General features: G+C 43.0%; 20 protein-coding genes and 3 tRNA genes. 16 read left to right on the plus strand and 7 right to left on the minus strand.

From position 1 onward, the window contains the following. Window positions 1-182: 182 nt before the first annotated feature. The 3 genes from I3249_RS08655 to I3249_RS08665 all read left to right on the plus strand — a co-directional run bounded on the left by I3249_RS08655 (window position 183) and on the right by I3249_RS08665 (window position 2,606). Window positions 183-821 carry a carbonic anhydrase gene (locus I3249_RS08655; protein ID WP_057758161.1) on the plus strand — a complete coding sequence of 213 codons (639 nt, stop codon included), beginning with the start codon at window positions 183-185 and terminating at the stop codon, window positions 819-821. 152 nt (window positions 822-973) lie between these two features. Next, window positions 974-1,531: a lactoylglutathione lyase gene (gene gloA, locus I3249_RS08660; RefSeq protein ID WP_238069558.1), complete on the plus strand. Its 558-nt coding sequence runs from the start codon at window positions 974-976 to the stop codon at window positions 1,529-1,531. Window positions 1,532-1,628: 97 nt separating this feature from the next. Next, window positions 1,629-2,606, plus strand: a complete 978-nt coding sequence (locus tag I3249_RS08665; protein ID WP_101205491.1) for a mechanosensitive ion channel domain-containing protein — start codon at window positions 1,629-1,631, stop codon at window positions 2,604-2,606. 129 nt (window positions 2,607-2,735) lie between these two features. On the opposite strand, the gene I3249_RS08670 is transcribed toward I3249_RS08665, so the two are convergent. The 3 genes from I3249_RS08670 to ribA form a co-directional block, all read right to left on the minus strand. Beyond that, entirely contained in the window at window positions 2,736-3,212 is a 477-nt protein-coding gene (locus tag I3249_RS08670; protein WP_238069560.1) for a cytochrome c, read from the minus strand. 385 nt (window positions 3,213-3,597) lie between these two features. Next, window positions 3,598-4,557 carry an oxygen-dependent coproporphyrinogen oxidase gene (gene hemF / locus I3249_RS08675; protein ID WP_238069601.1) on the minus strand — a complete coding sequence of 320 codons (960 nt, stop codon included), beginning with the start codon at window positions 4,555-4,557 and terminating at the stop codon, window positions 3,598-3,600. A 58-nt stretch (window positions 4,558-4,615) separates the two neighbouring features. After that, window positions 4,616-5,344 (minus strand): GTP cyclohydrolase II, encoded by a 729-nt coding sequence (gene ribA, locus I3249_RS08680; RefSeq protein WP_238069561.1) that lies wholly within the window; start codon window positions 5,342-5,344, stop codon window positions 4,616-4,618. A gap of 633 nt (window positions 5,345-5,977) precedes the next feature. Between ribA and dxs the strand changes: the two genes are divergently transcribed. Both dxs and I3249_RS08690 read left to right on the plus strand, forming a co-directional pair. Further along, window positions 5,978-8,041 carry a 1-deoxy-D-xylulose-5-phosphate synthase gene (dxs, locus tag I3249_RS08685; protein WP_238069563.1) on the plus strand — a complete coding sequence of 688 codons (2,064 nt, stop codon included), beginning with the start codon at window positions 5,978-5,980 and terminating at the stop codon, window positions 8,039-8,041. Between the two features lie 343 nt (window positions 8,042-8,384). Then, a complete protein-coding gene (locus I3249_RS08690; RefSeq protein ID WP_057758174.1) occupies window positions 8,385-9,212 on the plus strand; it encodes an inositol monophosphatase family protein in 828 nt (275 codons plus the stop codon). 83 nt (window positions 9,213-9,295) lie between these two features. On the opposite strand, the gene I3249_RS08695 is transcribed toward I3249_RS08690, so the two are convergent. Together I3249_RS08695 and I3249_RS08700 are read right to left on the minus strand one after the other, a co-directional pair. Further along, window positions 9,296-10,735: a wax ester/triacylglycerol synthase family O-acyltransferase gene (locus I3249_RS08695; protein ID WP_201578852.1), complete on the minus strand. Its 1,440-nt coding sequence runs from the start codon at window positions 10,733-10,735 to the stop codon at window positions 9,296-9,298. Window positions 10,736-10,909: 174 nt separating this feature from the next. Next, window positions 10,910-11,731 (minus strand): thiazole synthase, encoded by an 822-nt coding sequence (locus tag I3249_RS08700; RefSeq protein ID WP_101205496.1) that lies wholly within the window; start codon window positions 11,729-11,731, stop codon window positions 10,910-10,912. Window positions 11,732-12,057: 326 nt separating this feature from the next. Between I3249_RS08700 and gspE the strand changes: the two genes are divergently transcribed. Then, a complete protein-coding gene (gene gspE / locus I3249_RS08705; RefSeq protein ID WP_238069564.1) occupies window positions 12,058-13,611 on the plus strand; it encodes a type II secretion system ATPase GspE in 1,554 nt (517 codons plus the stop codon). Window positions 13,612-13,721: 110 nt separating this feature from the next. Here gspE and I3249_RS08710 read toward each other — a convergent pair whose 3' ends face one another. Both I3249_RS08710 and I3249_RS08715 read right to left on the minus strand, forming a co-directional pair. Beyond that, window positions 13,722-14,195, minus strand: coding sequence for a RidA family protein (locus I3249_RS08710; protein ID WP_238069565.1), 474 nt, complete (start codon window positions 14,193-14,195; stop codon window positions 13,722-13,724). A gap of 38 nt (window positions 14,196-14,233) precedes the next feature. Beyond that, on the minus strand, window positions 14,234-14,959 hold the full coding sequence (locus I3249_RS08715; RefSeq protein ID WP_238069566.1) for a DUF4442 domain-containing protein: 726 nt from the start codon (window positions 14,957-14,959) through the stop codon (window positions 14,234-14,236). Between the two features lie 426 nt (window positions 14,960-15,385). On the opposite strand from I3249_RS08715, the gene I3249_RS08720 reads away from it, so the two are divergent. From I3249_RS08720 to I3249_RS08765, 10 genes are all read left to right on the plus strand, one after another. Next, entirely contained in the window at window positions 15,386-16,903 is a 1,518-nt protein-coding gene (locus I3249_RS08720; RefSeq protein ID WP_238069567.1) for an AAA family ATPase, read from the plus strand. A 15-nt stretch (window positions 16,904-16,918) separates the two neighbouring features. Then, window positions 16,919-18,442: an McrC family protein gene (locus tag I3249_RS08725; RefSeq protein ID WP_238069568.1), complete on the plus strand. Its 1,524-nt coding sequence runs from the start codon at window positions 16,919-16,921 to the stop codon at window positions 18,440-18,442. Window positions 18,443-18,680: 238 nt separating this feature from the next. Next, window positions 18,681-18,757: transfer RNA gene (locus tag I3249_RS08730), tRNA-Pro, on the plus strand. 105 nt (window positions 18,758-18,862) lie between these two features. Continuing rightward, a tRNA-Arg gene (locus I3249_RS08735) sits at window positions 18,863-18,939 on the plus strand. A gap of 41 nt (window positions 18,940-18,980) precedes the next feature. Next, a tRNA-His gene (locus I3249_RS08740) sits at window positions 18,981-19,056 on the plus strand. A 442-nt stretch (window positions 19,057-19,498) separates the two neighbouring features. Continuing rightward, window positions 19,499-20,434, plus strand: a complete 936-nt coding sequence (locus I3249_RS08745) for an AraC family transcriptional regulator (protein WP_238069569.1) — start codon at window positions 19,499-19,501, stop codon at window positions 20,432-20,434. A gap of 320 nt (window positions 20,435-20,754) precedes the next feature. Beyond that, a complete protein-coding gene (locus I3249_RS08750; protein ID WP_238069570.1) occupies window positions 20,755-21,816 on the plus strand; it encodes a hypothetical protein in 1,062 nt (353 codons plus the stop codon). A gap of 83 nt (window positions 21,817-21,899) precedes the next feature. After that, window positions 21,900-23,102, plus strand: coding sequence for a type II secretion system inner membrane protein GspF (gene gspF / locus I3249_RS08755; RefSeq protein WP_238069571.1), 1,203 nt, complete (start codon window positions 21,900-21,902; stop codon window positions 23,100-23,102). A gap of 521 nt (window positions 23,103-23,623) precedes the next feature. Next, complete coding sequence (gspG, locus tag I3249_RS08760) at window positions 23,624-24,061, plus strand: type II secretion system major pseudopilin GspG (RefSeq protein WP_102094728.1); 438 nt, start codon at window positions 23,624-23,626, stop codon at window positions 24,059-24,061. Between the two features lie 245 nt (window positions 24,062-24,306). Next, window positions 24,307-24,855, plus strand: a complete 549-nt coding sequence (locus tag I3249_RS08765; RefSeq protein ID WP_238069572.1) for a protein-disulfide reductase DsbD N-terminal domain-containing protein — start codon at window positions 24,307-24,309, stop codon at window positions 24,853-24,855. Window positions 24,856-24,902: the final 47 nt, after the last annotated feature.

Consider the following 24,902-nt stretch of genomic DNA (forward strand, 5'->3'; position numbering starts at 1 on the left):
TCACCTAGCGATATTTAGACAAATGTTTTTACCGTTTTTGGGTTTTTATTCCTATACAATCACGTTATGGCTGACAAACATTATTAGCCTGATAGTTTGACGATAATTAGTCAGTCTGTGCTGGAATACATGTATGCAAAACAGCTTATAACTCTAATATTATTGATGATAAAGGATCTCTCATGCCTACCGATATACGTCCAACCACAGGTCAAGAAGCACTTGAGCTTTTAAAAGCAGGTAATGCACGCTACGTTGATAGCCTCACCAGTACCGATGAGTATATGCAGCGCCGTCCAGAGTTGGTCAAGGATCAAAATCCATTGGCCATTATTTTGGGTTGCTCGGATGCACGAGTACCCGTTGAGATTGTCTTTGATCAAGGTTTGGGAGATTTGTTCGTTATACGAGTCGCAGGTAATGTGGTTGCACCATCGCAGATTGGTTCAATCGAGTTTGCAGCCGAAGCCTTTGGTACGCAACTGGTGGTGGTACTTGGACACTCGAAATGCGGTGCTGTCACGGCTTGCGTTGAGACACTGATTAATCCTGAACAAAACTATTCACCTAACTTGCAGTCCATCGTAGATCGTATTCGTCCAAGCGTTTATAACTTGCACGAATTGGCAACTGCCAATGGTCAAGACGTCGATGCAGACGAGCTGGTCGACCGCTCTATCCGCGCTAACGTACGTATGTCAGTCAGTCAGCTAAAGCATGGCTCACGTGCATTAGAGGACTTAACCAATAGTGGTCAGCTATTGGTAGTCGGCGCTGAATATGATCTAGAGACCGGAAAGGTACGATTCTTAGACAGCTAATATATCTAAATATGAACATATTTTGTTCATATCCTTACAAAACCCTATCAATTATTTTGCCAATTTTTATTATGATGAGAGACAGCAGTGAATCATGACAGTCGTGATTCGCTTATTTATAACACTCTTTTTTGAATAACCTTAGGATAACTATGTCTACTAACGATAATAATTCGACCATCGCACAGCCTGCGAGCAGTATCAGTGTAGATGGCGTCAAGTCAATCTCTACGCAAACGACAGGTTTTACGTTTAATCACACCATGCTGCGTGTCAAAGATCCTGTTAAATCGCTAGCGTTTTACACTGGTGTCTTGGGTATGACCTTGCTTGCCGTTAAGAAGTTCCCTGACATGGGATTCGATTTATATTTCTTGGCTAAGTTGACCGAAAGCGAGCGCGAAAACTTGCCAACTGGCGATGACTTAGAAATCTTTGCTTTCCGTCAACGTGGCATCTTGGAGTTGACGCACAACTACGGCACCGAGACAAAAGCTGACTTTAGCTATCATGACGGCAATCAGGATCCACAGGGTTTTGGTCATATTTGTTTTAGCGTTCCAAGCTTGGATGAAGCGGTTGCTTGGTTTGATAAAAACGACGTCGAATTTAAAAAACGTCCAGAAGATGGCAGTATGAAAAACATTGCCTTTATCAAAGATGTAGACGGCTACTGGATCGAAATTGTTCAGGCCGATTTGATGGGCTAATTGTCAGAACGACAGCATCTATTAAGAGTCAGAGCGACAGTAACTATTAGCATAGGTGCATTGATAAAAATAAATAGAATAAAGGAGTATCACCCAGATGCCTACCTCTGAGGCAGACACGACACTGAGTGCTGAGACAGCTGCGCAGTCTACGACAACGGATGGATTGACCTATCAAAGCATTCTTGGTTCGGCAAATGAGATATGGGTTGGCTTTGTTGAACGCATCCCATATTTTGTCGCATCAATTATCGTTATCCTAATTTTTTGGTTCTTATCGATTGTCTTCAAAAAAATCGTTCACAAATTATTAGGCAGTCGTAGTCGGCATCAGAACTTGGTCAAAGTGTTTCAGCGGGTAGGCGGGGCGCTTATTTTCTTTATTGGTTTTATGATAGCGATGGTTATTGCGGTACCAGGGTTTACTCCTGCTAAGCTGATTGGCGCGCTCGGTATCGGTTCTGTGGCTATCGGTTTTGCTTTTAAAGATATCTTCCAAAATTTGCTCTCTGGTATCTTGCTGCTAATTTCAGAGCCGTTTCGTATCGGTGATCAGATTGTCTCAGGCGACTATGAAGGAACAGTCGAAGATATCAAAATCCGTGCAACCACCATCAGGACTTATGATGGCCGTCAAGTGGTGATTCCAAATTCAGATCTTTATACTTCAGCATTGACCGTTAATACTGCTTATAAGCAGCGCCGTCTGCAAGTCGCAGTTGGTATCGGTTATGAAGATGATATTGAAGCGGCTAAAGCTGAGATTATAAAAGCATTAGATAAGATAGAGAGCGTCTCAAAGAAAGCAACGCCAAGCGTAATTGCTACTGGTTTTGGCGGTTCGTCCATTGATCTAATGGTACGTTGGTTTATCGAAGATGGTACGCAAGCCAACAAAGTTGCCTCGATTCATCAAGTAATTGTAGGTATCAAAAACTCATTGGATGCAGCGGGCGTAAACATTCCATTCCCAATACGTACGATTGATTTGAGTGATCCTTCAGTGAGTGCAATCGTTAATAAAATGAACGAGCAGCAAGACGTTGTGGATGTGAATAAAACAGTGGCAGAGTAGGGCGCTCGGTGAAATATTTAATTAGTTTCGAAACTTTGATTTCCACAATATTTAGAAAACTAAAAAACCGCCACATCAATTGATATGGCGGTTTTTTTATACGTGTCTACTTGCTATAAGTACAAAGCTTTATTCGTCTTTTGCTCTAAAGTCGGTATGGCATGATTTACAGCTTGCACCAACTTGTCCAAAGGCAGGTTTAACATCGTCCATGCTAGTGGCGTTTTGGGCGGCGGCGTTTAGCTCAGCAGTGACTTTTTGAAAGTTTTCCGCTTCAGCACTGAAACCATCAGCATTAGACCAAACCGCTTCAGTAGCATTACCTACCGCTTCTGGATCTTCAAAATGACTCCAAGGCTTGGCGGCATCTTTTGCTAAGAACGCCGCTTGCTCTTTAAATACATCGGCATCAAATGTGTCAGGTGCTTTTGCCATATCACCCATGACGCTCATTGCATCGCCCCAGTTTTTCATGGTGTCTTGACGCGCTTGCACGTCAGGATTAGATCCTGTTGAAGTGCTACAGGCCGTTAGACCTAGTGCAGCTGCCATCAAGGTAACGCTAAACAGAGATTTGAAAGATTTGTTGGTATGAACCTGTGCCATATGACTTACTCCTTTAAACTTGGCTAATAGTAAGCGCGATTACAAACGCTCGCTTTGACTTAAAATATAGTTATACAAAATACTGCCTAAAATTCTTTTGAGCACAGTTGCTAATAAAGAACGTCTTCTATTGTAACGGTTATCTGGGCGATGGGAATTATATAGTTGTTATATCCTCGTAATATTTTAAATAAGCATACCTTAACTTGGTTGTTACTGCTTATAATTGGTTATGATGATTGTATTGGTAAATACACGACATGTTTTTACAATAATAACGTGAGAGTTGCTCGTTTGAATGGTACTGACAATAAAAAAGGCCGGCGATAGTAGCTGACCTTTTTAATATTTTCCAAAAATATAAATACCGTGATATTTACGAAACTTATAGTGCCAACCAATCACGCGGCTTTAGATAATAATCGGTCAACTCAAATTCTGGCGTTCCTTCAGCAGGCTCAAAACGATAGCGCCAGCTGGCAAGCGGCGGCATACTGACTAGAATTGACTCGATACGTCCGTTACTCTGTAGTCCAAATAGCGTGCCACGATCGTAGACCAGGTTGTATTCGACGTAGCGACCACGGCGATAGAGCTGAAACTCGCGCTGCGCTTCAGTATAAGGCGTATTTTTACGTTGTTCAAAAATCGGCATGATACCGTCAAGATAACCGTTGCCCACGGCTTTCATAAAGTTAAAGCAAGTCTCAAAGTCCCAGCCACGACTCTCGGTACTGACGTCATCATAAAACAGACCACCAATACCGCGCTGCTCATCACGATGGCGCAGATGAAAATACTCATCACACCACTGTTTAAAATCAGCGTAAATATTGTCCCCAAAAGGCGCACACAAGTCATGACAAACTTGATGCCAGTGTACACAATCAGCGAGTACTGGATAGAATGGCGTTAAGTCAAAACCACCACCAAACCACCAAATAGGTGCTTCACCTTCCGCTTCCGCTACGAATAAACGCACATTGGCATGGCTCGTAGGCACGTTTGGATTTTTGGGATGGACAACCAGTGATACGCCCATTGCTTGAGCTTTACGTCCAGCGATATTAGGGTGACGCGCGGTCGCCGAGGCAGGTAGGTTATGTACATGAATATGGCTAAACATGACGCCCGCTTTTTCGATGACCTCGCCATCTGCTAATACGCATGACCGACCGCCGCCGCCTTCAGGACGTTCCCAGTCATCAGGTACAAAGGTCGCATGCTCGTTGCTATTAGTGCTGCCATCACGCTCTTGTGCTTCTAGCGATTCACAGATACGTGCTTGTAAATCAACCAAGAATTCGCGTACTCGCATGATGTCGTTATTGGTTGGCGTCGTCACGGACGCCACCGTTGATAAGTCTGTTTCGTTATTTGTATTTGTAATACTCATAAGATATCTATTTATTCAGGTGTATGGCGGTATTGAGGTCTGTATCGAGAGAAGCGTCTATATCAAGATTGATATTTTTATCAAACAAGTGGCCCATGCGATCACGTTTGGTTGCTAGATATTCCGCATTCATGTCATTGACACCGACCAACAATGGCACCCGTTCGACAACATCAATACCATGCTCAGTCAGATAAGCAACTTTGTTTGGGTTGTTGGTGATGAGCCTGACAGCGTCGACACCGATATGGGCAAGCATCGGACCACACATATCATAGATACGCGCATCAGCAGGCAATCCTAACATTAGATTGGCGTCCAACGTATCATGTCCTTGATCTTGAAGGGCGTACGCACGAATCTTATTGGTCAAACCAATACCGCGGCCTTCTTGACGCAAATACAAAATCGCACCGCAACCTGACTCTTGGATGGCTTGCATGGCAGTATTGAGCTGTGGACCGCAATCGCATTTCAATGAGCTAAACGCGTCGCCTGTCAAACATTCAGAATGAATGCGAATGAGCGGTACTTGCTTCGCTATCGATTCATCTTTTTGGTTCAATATCATGTCGTCTAAAGGTTGGTTAGCGATATCGTCTGTCTTTTGATCGACCACAGCTAGACCAACGGTCAGCATGACATGCTCTTGACCTTCGCTATTTTCAAAGATATGAATATCAAACTCGCCGTGACGAGTGGGTAATTTGGCACTAGTGATAAATTGATATGACATTGCTGTCCTACATAAGCCTAAAGTCGTGGCGGTGAAAAGTATGTTATTGCTGTTCGAGATGAGCGCTGTTTGAGACGGTTACTGTTCGAGATAACTACTGTTTTCAAAATAACTATTAGTTGAGATGAGCATGTCACCTAAACTTTACTGCTAATACTAAGATGATACCAGTATAACCTGTTCATAAAGACAGCGTGCTCATTGTATTTTTTATAAAAACACACAAAGTTCACAGACGACGCACGATGATTAAAGCGACAATTAAAAAAAAATGCTATTATGCCATACTATTTTGACGGATACAGTGACAAGTCTTTATCCTTACATTACTATGTCGTCACTAACATCCGCTATTGATGCAAAATAATAGGGCATAATGTCACCCCTCAGTTGTCAATAGTATAAAAGCATCAATAGTTTGATATCAAAACGTTGGTATTGACGCGCAGCCTATTGTGCTAGCGTGTCTACTGTCGTAAGTAGCGCAGCTATACAAATACGAAAGTTGCATGAATAATTATATGGTCGATTACATCAATAATGATGTAGGTATTATCGACGTCTTTTGATTATAGTCACCGCTATATTTTAAAGACACGTCTTGTCAGCAGATTGGTAGGTATCGTACAGTTTATGCAGCAGTCACCTCATTCTCCAAAGTCTCAGTCCCTATCTACATCAGTGCTGGATTCTGCTGCTCAGTTATCGAGCTTACAGCAGACCTATACTGTGATTCCACGTGTGCGTCCTCATACGCCATTGCTTGATGTAATTGATACACCTACTGACCTTAGTAGACTTTCGGCTGCCAAGCTTATTACGCTGGCTGATGAATTGCGCCTTTTTCTATTGTATTCAGCTGGTCAAAGCGGTGGGCATTTTGGTGCCAATTTGGGCGTGGTCGAGCTGACAATAGTACTGCATTATTTGTTAGATACGCCGCAAGACCAAATTGTCTGGGACGTGGGTCATCAAGCCTATGCTCATAAAGTACTGACAGGTCGCCGTGAGCAGCTAGGTACTATCAGATCTAAAGACGGTCTGACAGCATTTCCTGAGCGCGCAGAGTCTGTCTACGATACATTTGGCGTAGGGCATTCATCGACCTCTATTTCAGCTGGTCTGGGCATGAGCCTCGCACTGCGTTATCAAGGCCGCGAGCAAACGGTTGCTTGCATCATCGGCGATGGTGCAATGACAGGCGGTATGGCATTTGAAGCCATGAATGACGCAGTACAGCAAGATGCTGATTTGCTGGTCATCCTAAACGATAATGATATGTCGATATCTTGCTCTATTGGCGGGTTTTCACGACATTTAGCGATGCTTTGGGAGTCAGGTTATCAAGTTGATATCTCTGAGTCAGGTGAGCCAATACTCTGCCACCGTCCTGATATGCAGGCGTTCGATCGCCGCAAACGTCATAAAGAGATGCGTGATGTTCCGCAGCTAGAAGATAACTTATTCAAAGCGATTGGTTTTACCTATTTTGGTCCATTTGATGGGCATAATATCCCTGAGCTACTGCGCGTATTGTCACTGGCAAAACAAGTAAAAGGCCCAGTATTAGTGCATATCTATACCACTAAAGGTAAAGGCTTTGCACCAGCAGAGTTAGACCCGGTGGGCTATCATGCAATCAGTAAATTGCCAGTCGAAAATCATAAAGCGTCTAAAGCTGACTCTATAGAGCAGCTAAAAAAACAACCAAGTACAAAGCCAGCGTTAAAATATTCGCAAGTGTTTGGCCAGTTCTTATGTGATAAAGCGGCTGAAGACGATAAGCTACTAGCTGTCACCCCTGCTATGGAAGAAGGCTCAGGGATGACGGACTTTGCTCGTCACTTTCCAGAGCGTTTCTTTGATGTGGCCATTGCTGAGCAACACGCTGTCACGCTAGCGGCTGGGATGGCAACTCAAGGCGTCAAACCTATTGTCGCAATTTATTCAACGTTCTTGCAGCGTGGATATGATCAGCTGATTCATGACGTGGCTTTACAGAATCTCGATGTGATGTTTGCCATCGATCGAGCGGGCCTAGTCGGTGAAGACGGTGCCACGCATGCTGGCGTGTTTGATTTTGGATTCTTGCGTTGTGTGCCTAATATGGTGATTGCAGCGCCAAAAGATGAGAACGAATGCTACCATTTGCTCAATACTTGCTATGAGTATCCAGGTTGTACGGCGGTACGTTATCCGCGTGGTACAGGTACAGGTGCTGATATTGAACAGCCAGCCCAAACTTATAAAATTGGCGAAGCAGTTGTCGAGTCAGTATTAGGTAAAGCTGATGCACCTTACAAATTGGCATTATTGGCCTTTGGTACGATGGTTGCAACTGCTCAGCAAGCCGCAGAAACCCTAACAGATAACGATGCAGCGTTAGATTGCCAGATACAGGTGGTCAATATGCGTTGGGTAAAACCGTTAGATACGGTAATGCTTGAGACGTTACTGGCGCAAGGGGTCACTCATATAGCAACCCTAGAAGAGCACATGATTATGGGCGGCGCGGGTAGTGCAGTGAATGAATATTTGCTCAATGAGTCGGCAGCCTTTAAGCAAAGTCGTCCAGCTATTGCTAATATCGGTATTCCCGATCGTTTTATCGCTCATGGCTCCCAAGTAGAGCAGTTAGCTGACTGTGGTTTAGATATCGAAGGCGTGATCAAACAGCTTAAAATACTTTTATCGTAAGCGTTACAATATTATTTTAAAAAATTAATGCACTGAAAATGTGTTAATTAAAACCGATATAAGCTCCTTAAACAGAGCAAACGCCTGCTAGCCGTAGGTGCTAACTTTTTTACAACTTGCGCAGTTTAGATGATCGCCAAAGTACTGGCTTGCTCAGCGTGACGGTTTTTTCGTTTTTATCGAACAATTTTAGTATAATGCGGGTGTCTTTTATAAGTTTCCGTTTATAAGAGACACGTTTTTAATCGCATAGATGTGGTGTGATGCGGCGGCTGTTTGGCATGTTGTGGGCACAGAGTTAGTCTTATTTTTTATATTCATTCATCAAGCAAATAGGTTATTTATGGAACCCATGGTCGTCATCGCAGCGCGTACTGCTGAAAAAGTTGGTAAAGAGATTTTATATGCGCATCAAAACCGCCACAAAATCGAGTTAGATATCGAGTCTAAAGGACTTGATGGTCTGGTTACCCGCATTGATCGCTTTAGCGAAGAGCTCACGATTGAGACGCTAAAAGCCAGCTATCCTAATCATTCATTTTTGGGTGAAGAGTTTGGTATGCAAGAAGGTCGCGGCGAAGATGCTGACTGGTGCTGGATTATCGATCCACTAGACGGCACTAAGAACTTCGTCCACGGTGTACCGCAGTTCTGCGTATCTATCGCTGTACAGCATAAAGGTGTCACCCAACACGGTGTGGTTTATGACCCAGTACGTGATGAGATGTTCTCAGCGAGCCGCGGTAAAGGCGCGCGCTTGAACAATCGCCGTATGCAAGTGAGCGAACGCAAAACCATTGATGGCGGTTTCTTTACAACCGGTCATCCGCTTGAGCGTAAGCGCAATGGCGAAGTTATCTCTTATGCTAAACAACACTTTGAGAGCTTACAGAAGATATCTGAGGCAGGTGGTCAGGTACGTCGTATGGGTTCCGCTGCGCTTGATTTGTGCTATGTTGCCGCTGGTCGTTTTGACGGTTATTTTGAGATGTCTATCAAGCCTTGGGACATCGCTGCGGGCGAGCTTATCGTAACTGAAGCACGCGGTGTAGTGGTTGATCATACTGGCGCGCACAACTCTATGACATCAGGCTCTATCTTCGCTTGTAATGTGAAATTGCTTAAGCCGTTGATGCAAACAGTTGTCCCAATCTGGGGTGACGCAATTTAAACGTTAACCTTAATGCTATTAACGTTTAGCGCCTAGATATAGTTAATATCTAGATTGAGTATGAATGAAAAAAGCTGGTTCCGTTATGGAGCCAGCTTTTTTGTTTGATTATTACCCTTATTGTCATTTTTATCTTCAACGGTAATACCTTTGAATGCTAATTCCTTACTGGTAGTTTCTAGCAACTGCAACTCTTCTTCTATGAGCATCAGCATATCTTGTACGCGAGGCAGCGCCTTGCTACAAGCGGTAATACCAAACTCAATCTTATCTAGATAACTGGCTAAAGTGATATTCATCGCTTGACCATTAAAGACAATAGAAGCGGGGTACAACGATTGCAGACGTGCGCCGTTCCAGTACAGTGGCTTTTCAGAGCCAGGAACGTTAGAAATAATTAGGTTAAAGGCCTGCTTTTTGGGGAATAACCCTGTCGCTAGATTGATACCCTCCCACGCATAGGCAATCACACTATAGTTGATAACCTGCGCTTGATTCATGCGGCGAAAGCGACGTTTGCCGTTATTCATACTGCGATGAATCAATTCTATTCTGCGTAAAGGATTGTCTAAGTGGGTACCCAAATTTGCCAATACAAATGACAGCTGATTGCCCGAGACGCTCTTATCTGTACGTAGCGACATCGGCACAAAGGCAATCAATGGTTTGCTCGGCAGGGCGTCCATCGAGATTAAATAGCGACGAAGGGCACCAGAACAGACGGCGAGTACCACATCATTTTTGCTGATATTCAATCTCTCTGCGATATCATTAAAGCGTTTGATGTCATAAGACTGTGCGGCTATACGCCGTGAGGCTGAAATGCGCTTGTTCAAAATGCTCATAGGTGCATCAAAAGTGCCGACATAGCCTTCATCGCTATAGTTTTTAAGGTTGTCTAGCAGCTCTGTGAATACAGGTTTGATGGTAGAGATTTGCTCTTTAATGATGCGTTTGACCGATCTTTCAGCTGGCAAGATAGCGTTGACATGGTTGCGATGGCGCGCCATCAACGACCACACTGGCAAGGTTACGGGTTCTGTCGCTGATTGCGATAGCGACTTTTGTACCAAACGCATCGCAGCGATGCCATCTACCAATGAATGGTGAATCTTAAAGTACAACGCAAAACGCTCAGGGCTGCCCTCGGTTTCGGGTTCAATACCCTCAACCACATGACACTCCCACAGCGGCATGGCACGGTCCAACAGACGTCCATGCTCTCGTGAAACGTACATCAATAGCTCACGAGCACGCGCAGGTTTTGGCAATGCGACATGATGGAAATGATGTTCGACATCGAAGTTTTTGTCTTTTTTCCAAAACATCAAATGTTCAAGCACTTGGTTAAATGGAAAGCTTGGCGGCACATCAGAGTCTTGCATCTGCTTGACCAGTTGATAGACAAAATCGCTCCCTGCATCATCTGGCAATTCAAACAAGAATAAGCCACCAACGTGCATGGGCTGTTTACGCGACTCAAGAAGTAAAAACAACTGGTCGACTGCTGTGAGAAGTCGCATAATAAATCCTTTTATGACGATAAGTGTTATGTGAAAATTATAATGAGTAGATACTCAATCAAATAACATTTTTTATTATTTTATAGAGCGTGTTAAGCCATCAACCATAGCACTGACAGCACTATACGTAAATACTCAACACGCTCTATTATGACATGTCATCTATACTTCAATTTATTGAAAGAAATACCCAGTCTGTGGTGAGCTGGCAGTAGCCATCTTACGCATAGGCATACGACCTGCCAAAAACGCAGCGCGGCCTGCCCACATAGCATGTTTCATTGCGTGTGCCATCATTACCGGGTTTTGTGCATTGGCAATGGCTGAGTTCATCAGTACGCCATCACAGCCAAGCTCCATTGCAAGTGCAGCATCAGACGCAGTGCCGACACCAGCATCAACCAATACGGGCACTTTAGCGTTTTCGATTATTAAGCTAAGTGTATGACGATTGAGTAGACCAAGTCCTGAACCAATCAAGCTGCCAAGCGGCATAATGGCGACACAGCCCATGCTTTCTAATTCTTGTGCGACGATAGGGTCATCTGACGTATAAACCATCACCTCAAAGCCATCATCGATCAATACTTTGGCGGCTTTTAAGGTTTCCATAACGTTTGGATATAGGGTTTTTTCATCTCCCAATACCTCAAGCTTAACCAAATTATGTCCACCCAATAACTCGCGAGCAAGCTTACAAGTGCGAATGGCTGTTTCGGCATCAAAGCAGCCAGCAGTATTCGGTAATATCGTATATTTATCAGGTGAAATCACATCTAATAAGTTAGGCTCATCACTATTTTGTCCAATATTGACACGGCGAATAGCAACGGTCACGATTTCGGCTGCTGAAGCGGCAATAGCTTCTCCAGTCTCTGTCATGTCTTTATACTTGCCAGTACCAACCAGCAGGCGCGAAGAAAAGGTACGGCTACCGACAGTAAAGGTATCCTGTAAAAGTGGTGTTGGATGAGTAGTGCTAACGTTCTCTGACATAACGGAAAATCCTAATATCGAGCGGGAGAAGGGATAGACAAAATATGATGGGTAATTTAAGCAATCTAAAAGTTGTAATAGACAATGGCAAGCGGTCTGCAAAAAATCGCATGATATGCTAACTCTGATAGTAATAATATGTGCTAGGCAATAGGTATAAAGCGCCAGTCAGATAAAATAATACCCGTCTAAAACAAAATGCTATTATAACAAACTCATGCAACCTTACTGGCAGTCTTTTTTGATTCGAACTGTTAAGGACAAGGCATCCATCATGTCTTGGCGTGCGTACTTCTTACCTTCTCCTCACTTATTGGGCCGTCTTTATGATGCAGTTGCCATACAGCTTTGCGAAACGCCATCAGATTTTGGCCATACTTACGATAGATCCTGAATTACCGCCGACATTGGTACTCACCAAAGCTACTCCGTTGTCAGCGATCAACGAAGCGGTACGGTTTTTACAGCAGCAAGGCATTCGCGGTGTACCCACTTACGAAAGTGTCAGCACGGACGATTTTGAAAAACGTATGAACGCAGCTTATGCTGGCAATACAGGAGAGTCTCAGCATATTGCTGCTGGACTTGAGGACCATCCTGATCTCGATAGCTTGGCAGATAGCGTCCCTGAAACTGAAGACTTGATGGATCAACAAGACGATGCGCCTATCATTCGTTTGATCAACGCCTTATTGTCCGAAGCCATTCGTTTAAGTGCTTCAGATATTCATATTGAGACCTTTGAAAAGCGTTTGGTTGTCCGTTTCCGAGTCGATGGTGAGCTAAAAGAAATCATCACACCAAAACGCCAATTGGCTCCACTGCTAGTCTCGCGTATTAAAGTGATGGCTAAATTGGATATCGCCGAAAAGAGAGTGCCGCAAGATGGTCGTATCAGTTTAAGACTGGCAGGGCGAGAGGTCGATGTGCGTGTATCGACTTTGCCATCGAGCTTTGGTGAGCGTGTGGTAATGCGTCTATTAGACAAGCAAGCTGGTCGTTTGAATATGACGTATTTGGGGTTGTCTGATAATGACTATACTGAGCTAAAGCGCTTAATCCATCGTCCGCATGGCATTATTTTGGTGACAGGGCCGACTGGCTCGGGTAAAACCACGACGCTATATTCTGCATTGACCGATTTAAATGATCAAACTCGCAATATTTTGACCGCTGAAGATCCGATTGAGTTTCAGCTTGATGGTATCGGGCAGACGCAGGTCAATAATAAAGTAGACATGACATTTGCTAAAAGTTTGCGTGCAATGCTCCGTCAAGATCCCGATGTAGTGATGGTTGGTGAAATTCGTGATTTAGAGACAGCAGAGATTGCCGTACAGGCGTCTTTGACAGGGCATTTGGTACTATCGACGCTGCATACCAACACCGCTATTGGCGCGGTCACTCGCTTACAGGACATGGGTGTTGAGCCGTTTCTGTTGTCGTCGTCGCTTATTGGCGTAGTAGCGCAACGTTTGGTACGTACTTTATGCTCACATTGTCAAAGCTGGCAGGCTGCCGATACCGAGCAAGCCAAGCTGTTTACCGAAATTGGTATTGGCTCAACACTGAAAAGTGATGCCAAAGATATAGCAAGTGAGTCGATTCGTTTGCCCAAGCCAGTTGGCTGCGATAAATGTAATCAGTCAGGGTTTAAAGGCCGTACCGCTATATATGAGGTCGTGCCAATCGACGACACATTGCGCCGTATGATTCATAGCAATACGGCTGAATATGAGCTAGAAGAATATGCGCGTCAGCAGACCCCATCGATTCGTGCAGATGGTTTGCGTAAGGTCATAGAAGGGCGCACGACATTGGAAGAAGTGCTGCGAGTGACGAAAGAGAGCGCCTTAACGGATGACACGATACTGGTATAAATTTGCAGACTAGATATTGGTGTATCAGACAAAAACAACTGGCGTGGATAGCCAGTTGTTTTAGTTTTAACGTTTTTCTAATTGTGGAGCTTTAGAGTTTTTAGCCGCTATTATTTTGCAGTCATACACTCAATCTCAACGCTTGCTCCAGCAGCCAGTTCTGATACGCCAAAGGCTGAGCGTACAGGATAAGGCTTTATCATCTCAGCCTTGTAGACCTTATTAAAATCATCAAAGTCATCCATATCAGTCAGCATGACCATACATTTAACGATATCAGACTTACGGTAGCCATATTTTAATAGCGTGATATGGATGTTATCGAGCACTTGTTTGGTTTCAGCTTTGATACCGCCTTTGACCAGTTTGCCATCTTTAAAGCCAATTTGTCCCGACATATACAATGTATTGCCCACGCGTACAGCTTCTGAAAAAGGATAAGTACCGCCATCTCCCAAGAAAGTAGGGCTAGATTTAGCAATGCTAACAGCTGTCGTCGTATTAGCACTAGCGCTATGAACAAAACCCAATGAGCACAGAGTGGCTAGCGCTAGCGTAGATAGGCAAGTGCTAAGTTTGGACATACTGTTTCCTCATTGGGTTTGTTATCAATTTTTATTAACTACTTATCAGCACTATTATTTTGAGTAGATGAAGCATCGCTTTCTTCGATTGGTGCCTCGGTTTTAGTGTCATCTTCTGCGTCTTTTTCAGACGCTTTACCTTGGCGGCGTGCCTCTAGCTCTGCTTTTGGTATCCATGCCCAGGTCATCTCAACAACAATGGGATCACGGTCACTATCAGACTCACGATCTTTGATGACACAAGGAATAATCATCTCACCTTTGGGCGTGTTTAGGATATTCAAACGTTGTTCATCAGACAAGCTTGCCACAGCAGCAATTTGACCTTTTTTGATTGGACGATGGAAATTTACTGAGTAAGATTTAATCAGCAGAATGCGATCAGAAGGCAAGTTTAAACCCAAAATAAACCCAGTTGCCGTCTCTGCCAGTAATGTAATGGCGACTGCATGGATAGAGCCGATATGGTTTTGGACGGCTTTATTGTTGTTTAAACTAACAACGACTTGGTTTGGTTCTACCGTCTCATAATAAATGCCGGTCGTGCCGACATAGGGAACGACCTTGCCAAAGGCTTTAGATAGAATACTTGAGCGTGCACCAGCAGGCAGATATTTGGTGACGGATAACAGTTTGGTAAATTGATTACTAATTGGTTTTAGCGTGCTACTGGGTTTCTCAACTGAAGGTTTTGTGCTGTCAGATACTTTGGCTGGCAGTTTATTGGTCAACTTGGCGGGTAGTTTTTTTAATAATCCTGACATACAAAATTCCTTAACGTAAATGAGTTGAATGACATTCTTAGCATGGCTTTTTATAATAGCGACAAAAATATAGATAATGAAAGTCGCTACAAATACTATGGTACATCAACCATTGCCTTCCTACTATTATTAGCATGAACTGCTGCGCTTACAAAACTATAGTAGCGTGGCTATGTTGCTAGGTTATGTCATGAGTTTAGATCGCCACTTAAAGCAGCCTAGTCATCTTATCTATCAGCAACATTTGGACATTGGTATTATTAAGTGATTGGTATAGTCAGTTCAATATAATTTGGATACAAGGAAACCGAGGGACAGTACTACAAATAGTAGACTAAGCGAGATGGACACCGTATCTAATGTAGAGAGGATTGACTATAGTTACCATGCCAATAGACAGTCACGTTATAATGACAAAATGTTAGCATGTCTATTTCAAACCTGTTTTCAATGCCGCTGGATAACGTTATGCCTGATATGTCTGCTCATGAACCGACTAATATTATTTATACGGGCGTTGCTGGTACAGGTAAAACCTATAGATTGCTGCAAATTGCGAAGCAATATACCGACTATCTACCCAAGACTGAAAATGAAGACTTATTAGCACAGCTGCTGCAAGGTCTAAGCTGGCGCGAAGTATTATGTTTGGTATTTTTAGATTTACGTGCTGAACAACAGGACTTGTTAAAGGTACGAGAAATTATTGATCATCCTTTTTTTATGACCAAAGCTGCTCAGAACTCACGTGATAAAAATCTAGATAGTACAGCTTGGTTAGAGTTACGCAGACATAGTCCTACGAACTCTCAAACAGTCAGTTTTGATAACCGTGCTAGCCAAGCTTATTTTGATAAAGACAATAGTGGATCATGGTATTTATTGCCAGAGAGTATGGTGCTACTAGAAGATTTATCGCAGCAATTAGCAGAGTTTCAGCAAGCACAGCGTGACAACCAAGCCCATCAAAATCAAAACATCGGTCAGCAACGTTTTAGTATGGTGAGCTTCCATCAAGCCTACGGTTATGAAGAGTTTGTAGAAGGTATACGGCCTGTCATGAGTGGTGCTGCACAAGCAAATAGCAACCCTTTTAATCAAACTCAAATGAGTTACGCGGTGCAAGATGGAGCATTCCTGAAGCTATGCCAACGCGCCGCCCGTGACCCTCAGCAGCGTTATGCAATGCTGATTGATGAGATTAACCGTGCTAACGTGTCACGGGTGTTTGGCGAGCTTCTCAGTTTGATAGAGCCTGATAAACGAGCGGGCAAGCCAAATGCGATGACAGTGAGTTTGGCGTATTCTGGGCGTGCTTTTAGTGTGCCTGCCAATGTCGATATTTATGCCACTATGAATACCCAAGACCATTCTTTAGCACCACTTGATATGGCGTTACGTCGACGTTTTCGTTTTATTGACTGTCCACCGCAGCCTGATTTACTATCGACAATTCGCGATAGTAATGACACTGATGCTAGCGTGTCTGAAAACTTAGAAGCAGGTACGATAGATTTGAGTAAATTACTAACAGGCTTGAATAGACGTATCGTGCAGACACTGGGAGTAGAAGCGCAGTTGGGACATGCGTTTTTGTTCGTCGTCACTCAATTAGAGCAATTACAAACGGCTCTCGTTGAACAAATTATTCCTCAATTGGCTCAAGCAGCTGGTGGCCAAATTACGGTGCTGCAGTATATCTTTAGAGATGAGCAGCAACCGACGAGCAAGCAGTTTGTACAGGACAGTCAAGCATTGATGAATGACGAATTGTATAATCCGATGGGCAACCAAAACAATGCTTCCACTGAACACCAAATGTTTGCAGGGCAGGGTTCTTTTCTTGGTCAGTCTATGAGTATGAATAGCTATACTATCAATGCCGATCTGATTGCTAGGGATGGTGAGTTTAATAATGCTGCTATCTATCAGCGTTTGTACTAGCAGGGTGACCGTTCAGTGATAACGAATAATCTATATGACACCAAGCAACACGCTATTAGGGCAAACAGTCGTCAGACTCGTATCCCTGACAGTAGTGTCGCTACCATGAACGTTATCACCGTGTTTGAGCATCAACGTTTGTCCGTGCATGATTTTTTGAAAGCGTCTGACTTCGATTGGCTCATAGCGCAAGAGTTTGCAGTATTTACTATCAAGCGTAAGCAAGGACAGTGGCAGCTTAAGGTTGGGCACTACATTGGGATTATTCTGCTACCCAGTAGCATGACGCTTGAGATATTGCCAAAGCTCAATCAGTCTAATCAGACTAGCAATATCGTCCAGACTCGTCATTGGGTACAAGGTATGCTATCGGATTTGATACATCTTGATGTGCATAACAATCGTAAGCTACCTAATACGAAAAATTTCGGTCAGTTTGGTTCCCAGTCCACTCCTTTACCGTTAAAAGTATTGCCTATATCAGATTGGCTGATTGAGCAGTTTTTGCAGCGTTTAATGGATTATCAACCAACCAAGCATTATCAGGCTCAGATTGAAAATCAGGCATCCCTGCAAGGTCGATTGCTCATCAAAGAACAACTGCGTCATAATAGTATGCAACCGCATAAGTTTATCTGTGAAAGTAGCGTATTAAGTCACGACATGTTGGCCAATCGGCTGATTAAGAGTGCATTGGTTTACTTGATGCCTTTATTGCCCCAGTTTATTTCTTCAAAACTGTTGCAGCCATGGCAGCAGGTATCTACGCTCAACAACCACGAAATTCAGCAGATAGCGTTAATATATGCTCAAGCGAAGCGTCAGCTAGACGTTCAACCACTCCAAAAGCAAAAACTGCATGCCGCGCAGCAGTTAGTAGACCTAGCATACTGGTTACTAAAACAGACGACAGCTGCGACAGGTAATGGTATTGATCCAAGTAGACAAAACTGCTCTCAGCTAAGATTATGTTTATTGATTGATATGAATCAAGCTTTTGAGCAATGGGCAAGTCAGCGTATTGCATCTATGTTTCAACAGATTAGTAGTAGTTACCGTCCTTTTTATCAGACCCAAAGTGTCTGGCTAAATGATGCTGAGGGACTAGCGTGCTTATCTATACGGCCTGATTTGCTGATATTTGAAACCGTCTCTGATGATTGTCAAAATCAGAACGATATAGCAGCTCATCAAACTAAAGCCAAAGATAAAACCAAAGGTCGCTACAGTCATGTCATCGATATTAAGTGGAAATATTTACCGCATGCCGCTGCAATTAGTGCGAGCGACGCTTATCAATTGACCAGCTATGCACAAGCTTACTTGGCGGGGCAGGTCTGGTTGGTTTACCCAGTGCTAGGTAGTGATAGGCAGCCAGTGGTGCTCAAGCAGCAAACTCATTATGGTAGTAATGACAGTGACAGTAGCGATAATATTAAAAACAATGAGTCAGCCGATGCCCATTTATGGTTAATGCCGTTTAATGTTTTGACAGGCACACTTAACGGTGAAGTACTGCCACATTTGGACAAAGCTTAATATCATTATCAATGACAGCGTGAATGACTGATGGATAAAGGGCCTTATTGTCACTATTTTGGCGAAATTGACGTAATTTTAAAAAAATTAGCGATTATTTGAAATTAATCGAAAATAGGTGTTGACACAATCGCCTTTACCCCTTAATATGTGCACCTCGATAGCGAGGAACATTAACAAGTTAGCGGCATTGCCAACAACGAGTTAATTAACAAACTATCGTGATAATAGAGAATTTCGGAGTGTGGCGCAGTTTGGTAGCGCATCTGGTTTGGGACCAGAGGGTCGTAGGTTCGAATCCTATCACTCCGACCATCTATTTTAAGAGCCTTACAGGCTTTTTTTTATGTATAACGGTTTAGTTTCTGATATAGTAAAATATATCGTAAAGTAAGCTTAGTATATAAAAGTCCTCTAAGAGCGCCTGTAGCTCAGCTGGATAGAGCATCTCCCTTCTAAGGAGGTGGCCGCAGGTTCGAATCCTGCCAGGCGCACCATTTAGCCTGCAAATCTTGCCTATTCTTTGGCAATAGTTATGGCGGTTGTAGCTCAGTTGGTAGAGCCCCGGGTTGTGATCTCGGTTGTCGTGGGTTCGAGTCCCATCAGTCGCCCCATATTTTATTTTGTATGTATCTACATACAAATCATATCTTAATCTAAAAATATATCAGTAATAGCACTCGCCCTTGATGGCGATTTTTTTATGCCTATTCGATTTTATCTCTATATTATCTTTATAATATTAAATAGATTGAGTTTGATAGCACCTTCAATACTAGATAATCCCCCAAATTCTTATCAACATTTCCTGTAGCTTTCCCTTAAGGCCTAGCGTGACTGTGTCTACTCTATTATTGTTTAGTAATTCTAATAAGTAAATAGACATGACGTTTTAAATGATGCATTATGCTTAAGTGTTATCACATCCATTGTATTTAATAAAAATTATTTATTGGAGCAAGTATTGGCATAGAGCAAACCGACAGAACTTGTTATTAAGAGTATTATTTTTTTAAGATGAATCGTTATTAATCTGCATTATTGAGGAATTGATTGATGGACGCACTGAGTGTATTGCTGCAAAACGTGCATTTATTTGAGACTAAGTATTATCGTCTAAATGGCACTGGCAATTGGTCTTATTCTATTACTAGAAAAGACACCATTTTATTTTACTTGGTAATGTCTGGCGGTTTTTGCATTGATGTTGGTAATGGTCTACGAGAAGCTCGCGCTGGCGATATGATCATGATTCCGAATGCACACAAGCATGTGAGTTATGCACTCAACCATCATGGCGATGTTGCTGAGTCGCTTGATGAACTATTGAGTAATTGCACCGAGCGTACACTTGATATCGATGGCGATGGCGACCCCAATTCTTCTTTGATACTGATCGAATGCAAATACGACAAAGAGATGATTAATCCTCTGTTGTCAGTACTGCCACCGATATTGCCAGAGCTCAATGATGCTGCTGACGGACGGTTTGAAGTGATTGATGTAGAGATAAAGCTGCTAACACTAGAAGCTGAGCGTGAGCGTATGGGCAAAACGGCTGTAATCAATCATTGGGCAAGCATCATGATGATTGAGTGTTTGCGCGTGTATATTGAAAGCTTGCCTGAAGCCACAGAAAACTGGCTCAAAGCCATGAAGGATCCATTTTTGACTAAGGCGTTAGCCGCAATGCATGGGGCACCGGGTGAGAGCTGGACCATTCATCAGCTTGCCGAAGTGGCAGGGATGTCGCGTTCCAGCTTTGCACAGCGTTTCAAAGACACTGTTGGCATGCCGCCACTGACTTATCTGATCGATTACCGCTTACGATTGGCGGCACGCTATTTACGCTTACAGCAAAATAGTATTAGCCGTATCAGCGAGATGGTGGGCTACGCCTCAGATTCGACTTTTAGTCAGGCATTTAAACGTGTGTATGGTGTTTCGCCAAAAGCATACCGTCAGCAGTATCGACAGAACAAGCTTGCATAGTTTTAGTTGCTGTTTATTTAAGTTATTCAAGTAGAATTTCAATAAGAAGCGCTAAGGTCATTTATATGTCCTTGGCGCTTTTTTTAATTTGTGAATACATATTCTTTATAAACGTTGAGTCACTCATATCTATAATACCTTTGGTAACTTGCTATGGCTATTTTAGTTAAGGGCAGCTGACAATGAGTCTGTGTTCAGGTACTATGGGTTAATGAGTCGTCGAGACAAAAGCGTTGATGTTGTAGCGCGTTATATGTCCTTATAGGATAGGCATATAAAAGGATCAAGACGATGTTTATTTTCTCTGCTGATGGTATGTTATGACTGAACCGACCGCAAAGCTAAATGCAGGAAGCAATGGCCAACAAGAGGTTGCTGCAACTGCTAAAACAGAAAGTAATGTTGATAAAAACACTGCTATAGAGAACCCGCATGTCAGCAAAGATGCGCCGAAAAATGAGTCGGTAGAGACACCTGATAAGGCGGCATTATTGACGATGTTTACCTTATCAGATGCCGAGGCGGTAGCAACTGAAGCAGTAATATCTGAGTCATCCGATAGTCTTACTGTAGCTGCAAAACCTGTGGCTCAAGAAACCAATGTCGCTACGCAGCGTGTGGCACTTTATCGTGCTCAGCATGAGCGTACTCGACTGTTATACATGGCATCTGCCAATACGCGTCCTACTTATTTAGTACAAACCCTGAAGCCGCAATTCGCAGAATATCAGCAGTATTTACTTGCGCAGCAGCTTGATAAACGTGGGTTGATGGATACGGATACGCTCGAAAGACTCTGGCAGCAGCTGCATGTGGTCGATGATATTATTGCAGATATCGTGCGTCATATGCCTGCGCAGCAACCCGCCGGTTGGCAACTGACGACTCAAGATGGCCGCAATCCATTGTGCTTTGCTACGGTCGGTAAGTTAAAGCACGGCAAGCCAATTCGCGACCAAGGTAGTCTCAACAGTTATGTACTTGGGCATTTTGGCGTGAGTAGCTTTACCTACGATCGAGGCTATTATATCGGTCATGTGGTTGGTTATTTATTCAGCTGTTATTATTGTGCCCATCTGTCGATTACTTATGGCGTCACAGCCCTTGGACAGCAAGTCGTGGCTGACTATGATTACGCCAGTCTTGAAACCCCGCATATGGTTAGATTATTACAAGGTCTTGACGGTTATTGCAAAAAACGCATTTATCAGTTGGCCGTTATTTGTGCGCGCTTGAGTGTTTTTGCGAGTGATAAACGTATTGAAAGAATGCTAATCGCTGAGGTTAATGACTTTGATAAAAAGCTACAGCAGCAGCATCTAGATGTCTTATTATTACAAGGTTTGATGCCTGATAGTAACGACTCAACGCCACTTTTCTAAGCGTCACATGTCAAATTAATAAATTTCTATTAAGTCATTAATTATAGCTGTCTACTTGTAAGCTTCTTAGGATATCTGTTGCCATGCCTGCCTATCATTTCAAAGCGCTTGACGACCATGGCGTTGTCCAAAAAGGCTTGCTAGAGGGGGATTCTGCGCGGCAAATTCGCCAGCAGCTGCGTGATAAGCAATGGACACCAGTTGAAGTAAATCCGGTCAATGACAGACAGAGTCAGAGCAGAAATCGCTACAAAAAACCGTCTGCATACGAGTTGGCATTGCTGACACGTCAGCTATCTGTATTATTGGCAGCGGGTATCCCACTTGAGGAAACCTTGGCAGCGGTTGCTAAGCAATCCCCAAAGACTCATATAAAATCCCTGATGCTTGCGGTACGCTCACATGTTTTGGAAGGACTCAGCTTAGCACGTGCTCTGCAACAAGCCGCTAGCTTTCCACCATTATATATCGCTACGATTGCTGCAGGCGAAAAATCTGGTCACCTTGATCTTATCCTCAATCAACTAGCAGACTACACCGAAAACCGTTTTGCCCTCCAAAAGAAAATCCAAGGGGCCATGGTCTATCCGATTGTCCTGATGGTAATGGCAATTGCGGTAATTATGGGACTGATGAGCTTCGTTGTGCCCAAAATTGTCAAAGTCTTTGAACAGTCTGAGCAAGCGTTGCCTTTAATTACTCAAATCGTTCTCACGCTATCGAATATCATTACTCAGTGGTGGTGGTTAATATTACTGGTATTGGCAAGTACCGCATTTTTATTCTACCGTTTTGCCCAAACGCAAGCAGGTAAATTAACTATCGATAGCGTGGTGCTTAGATTGCCGATACTAGCTAGATTGTCCAAAGGTCTGAATGCCGCGCGGTTTGCCAGTACCCTTGCGATACTAGTACGATCAGGGGTGCCACTGATTGAGGCATTACATATTGGGGCTGCGGTCACGACCAATTTACATATCCAAAAAACGATTATTACTGCGGCTGATAGGGTCACAGAAGGCTCCAGCTTGTCTAGTCAACTAGAGAAATCTACTTACTTTCCACCGATGATGGTACAGATGATAAAAAGCGGAGAAAACTCAGGCGAGCTTGAAAATATGCTGAGCCGTGCCGCCAATATGCAGGAGGCAGAAGCAACCAATTTTATCAGCACCTTATTATCATTACTTGAGCCTTTAATGCTGGTGTTGATGGGCGTAGTAGTTATGATTATTGTAATGGCGGTTATGCTACCTATCGTTAATATGAACGATTTAGCAGGCTAGGTTCAGTCGCTAGCCTATGATTCATTATGCTATTCACATACAGACAGCTTCCTATCTCCAAAACCTCTATTTAGTTCTCTTTTACTCTATTCATATCACCTAACTTGCTTGCTAAGCCTTGGACTAGCTTTCTTAAGGTTTGCTTACTGTTGTATATTGTTGAACGAACGCTATTTTTGCTATGGCAAACACCAGCGCCGCGCTATAGTAAGCACGAATCAATAGTCATACAGTTGGTGCCATTCAATATTTAGCTTCGGTTGAAATAGCAAACTCAAACTAGGCGCAGCGCTGGATAAAAATAAAACCATGGTTTATAGTGACCATAGTTTCAGAGCTCATTGATATATCATTGATGAGAGCTATGATAGAACGCCACTTTTACTATTTACATAACTGTGATGACCAAAGCGATGACTATGACTGACAAATTCCAAGTAAATATGACGCCAAAAAGTGCTATTCAAAATACGCAATCCCATCCAAATATTGTAACTGACCATAAGAGTGCTTCTTCAGCTATGCAGCGCAGTGCGACAAAAAAGTCTGGTCAAGCAGGATTTACTCTTATCGAGATTATGGTCGTTATTGTGATCCTAGCTATTCTTGCTGGATTAGTGGTACCAAAAGTAGTTGGTCAAAGTGATAAGGCCCGTGTTAAAACAACTGAAACGGCGCTTGCCACTGTCTCAAATGCGCTAGATATGTATAAGGTTGATAATTCACGTTATCCGACGACCGCTCAAGGATTAGAGGCGCTTACGACACCGCCAGCTGATGCAAAAAACTATCCTGAAGGTGGGTATATTAAAGGTGGCTATCCAACCGATGGCTGGGAAAATGAGATGCAGTATGTTGCACCAGGTAGTGAAGGGCGTCCTTATGATTTGTTTTCATTAGGTGCTGATGGTCAACAAGGTGGTGAAGGTCAAGATGCGGATCTTTATGCTCAGCTATAAAGCTTAATAACAGACGTATAGTGAACAAATTCTGATACTAATATAGCTTTGTAGAATGAAATATTCATTCATTGATGCACTTTCAACAATTTTTAAATATCAACCAATATTCCCTTATTGGTTGATATTTTTTATTAGTAGATAAATCGCCTGCTGTTCAATACAAGTTTGATAACCAGTGTTATACATATATCTAAGCGCTCGCCAAAACAGTCATCGAAAACTGCAATTAAAGGTACTCATCTATGTCGATTCAACAGTCTAATAAATACTTTTCTAAAAACCTTTATAAATTGGTTCTAACCGTTGCAAGCACTTCATTAGTAACGGTTCTGTCAATGACATCGATCAGTGTACAGGCAGCAGGGTTAAATGACTTATTTAAAAATAGTTCCTCGTCAAAATCAAAGTTCTTACCAGTGGATGAAGCCTTTCAGGTGGTCAGTAATACCAAAGCGACTTCCAAAGGCACGCGGTTGTCGATCAGTTTTGAAATTACACCAGGGCATTATGTCTATAAGGATAAGCTTACGCTGAGCTTCCCTAAAGGAATAAACGCTACGCCGTTCACTTTTAATCAATCACCAGTATCAATCAATGATCCGACCTTTGGTCAGGTTCCTGTATTTACACAAAGAAGCGTCATTGCAACCACGACACTGACGACCAGTAATGGTAAGGGAGCCAAAAACGCGCCTATTATTATTGGTTGGCAAGGGTGTGCAACCGCTGGACTATGCTATCCACCAGAAAAAATCAAAACCAAGATAGATATTGCTGCGACACGCAGATAAATAGCGAGCAGATTGATTAAAATATCGGTAATAATAGGTAGCCATTT

The sequence above is a fragment of the Psychrobacter sp. Ps1 genome (assembly GCF_022129425.1).
Classification (GTDB): Bacteria; Pseudomonadota; Gammaproteobacteria; order Pseudomonadales; family Moraxellaceae; genus Psychrobacter.

Excerpts from the sequence above, each read along its gene's own strand:
- I3249_RS08715 (WP_238069566.1), bottom strand. The coding sequence starts at position 14,959 with ATGTCAGGATTATTAAAAAAACTACCCGCCAAGTTGACCAATAAACTG.
- I3249_RS08750 (WP_238069570.1), top strand. The coding sequence starts at position 20,755 with ATGACTGAACCGACCGCAAAGCTAAATGCAGGAAGCAATGGCCAACAA.
- I3249_RS08710 (WP_238069565.1), bottom strand. The coding sequence starts at position 14,195 with ATGTCCAAACTTAGCACTTGCCTATCTACGCTAGCGCTAGCCACTCTG.
- I3249_RS08720 (WP_238069567.1), top strand. The coding sequence starts at position 15,386 with ATGTCTATTTCAAACCTGTTTTCAATGCCGCTGGATAACGTTATGCCT.
- gspG (WP_102094728.1), top strand. The coding sequence starts at position 23,624 with ATGCAGCGCAGTGCGACAAAAAAGTCTGGTCAAGCAGGATTTACTCTT.
- gloA (WP_238069558.1), top strand. The coding sequence starts at position 974 with ATGTCTACTAACGATAATAATTCGACCATCGCACAGCCTGCGAGCAGT.
- I3249_RS08700 (WP_101205496.1), bottom strand. The coding sequence starts at position 11,731 with ATGTCAGAGAACGTTAGCACTACTCATCCAACACCACTTTTACAGGAT.
- gspF (WP_238069571.1), top strand. The coding sequence starts at position 21,900 with ATGCCTGCCTATCATTTCAAAGCGCTTGACGACCATGGCGTTGTCCAA.
- I3249_RS08665 (WP_101205491.1), top strand. The coding sequence starts at position 1,629 with ATGCCTACCTCTGAGGCAGACACGACACTGAGTGCTGAGACAGCTGCG.
- dxs (WP_238069563.1), top strand. The coding sequence starts at position 5,978 with ATGCAGCAGTCACCTCATTCTCCAAAGTCTCAGTCCCTATCTACATCA.
- I3249_RS08670 (WP_238069560.1), bottom strand. The coding sequence starts at position 3,212 with ATGGCACAGGTTCATACCAACAAATCTTTCAAATCTCTGTTTAGCGTT.
- I3249_RS08655 (WP_057758161.1), top strand. The coding sequence starts at position 183 with ATGCCTACCGATATACGTCCAACCACAGGTCAAGAAGCACTTGAGCTT.
- ribA (WP_238069561.1), bottom strand. The coding sequence starts at position 5,344 with ATGTCATATCAATTTATCACTAGTGCCAAATTACCCACTCGTCACGGC.
- gspE (WP_238069564.1), top strand. The coding sequence starts at position 12,058 with ATGATGCAGTTGCCATACAGCTTTGCGAAACGCCATCAGATTTTGGCC.
- I3249_RS08765 (WP_238069572.1), top strand. The coding sequence starts at position 24,307 with ATGTCGATTCAACAGTCTAATAAATACTTTTCTAAAAACCTTTATAAA.
- I3249_RS08745 (WP_238069569.1), top strand. The coding sequence starts at position 19,499 with ATGGACGCACTGAGTGTATTGCTGCAAAACGTGCATTTATTTGAGACT.
- I3249_RS08690 (WP_057758174.1), top strand. The coding sequence starts at position 8,385 with ATGGAACCCATGGTCGTCATCGCAGCGCGTACTGCTGAAAAAGTTGGT.
- I3249_RS08695 (WP_201578852.1), bottom strand. The coding sequence starts at position 10,735 with ATGCGACTTCTCACAGCAGTCGACCAGTTGTTTTTACTTCTTGAGTCG.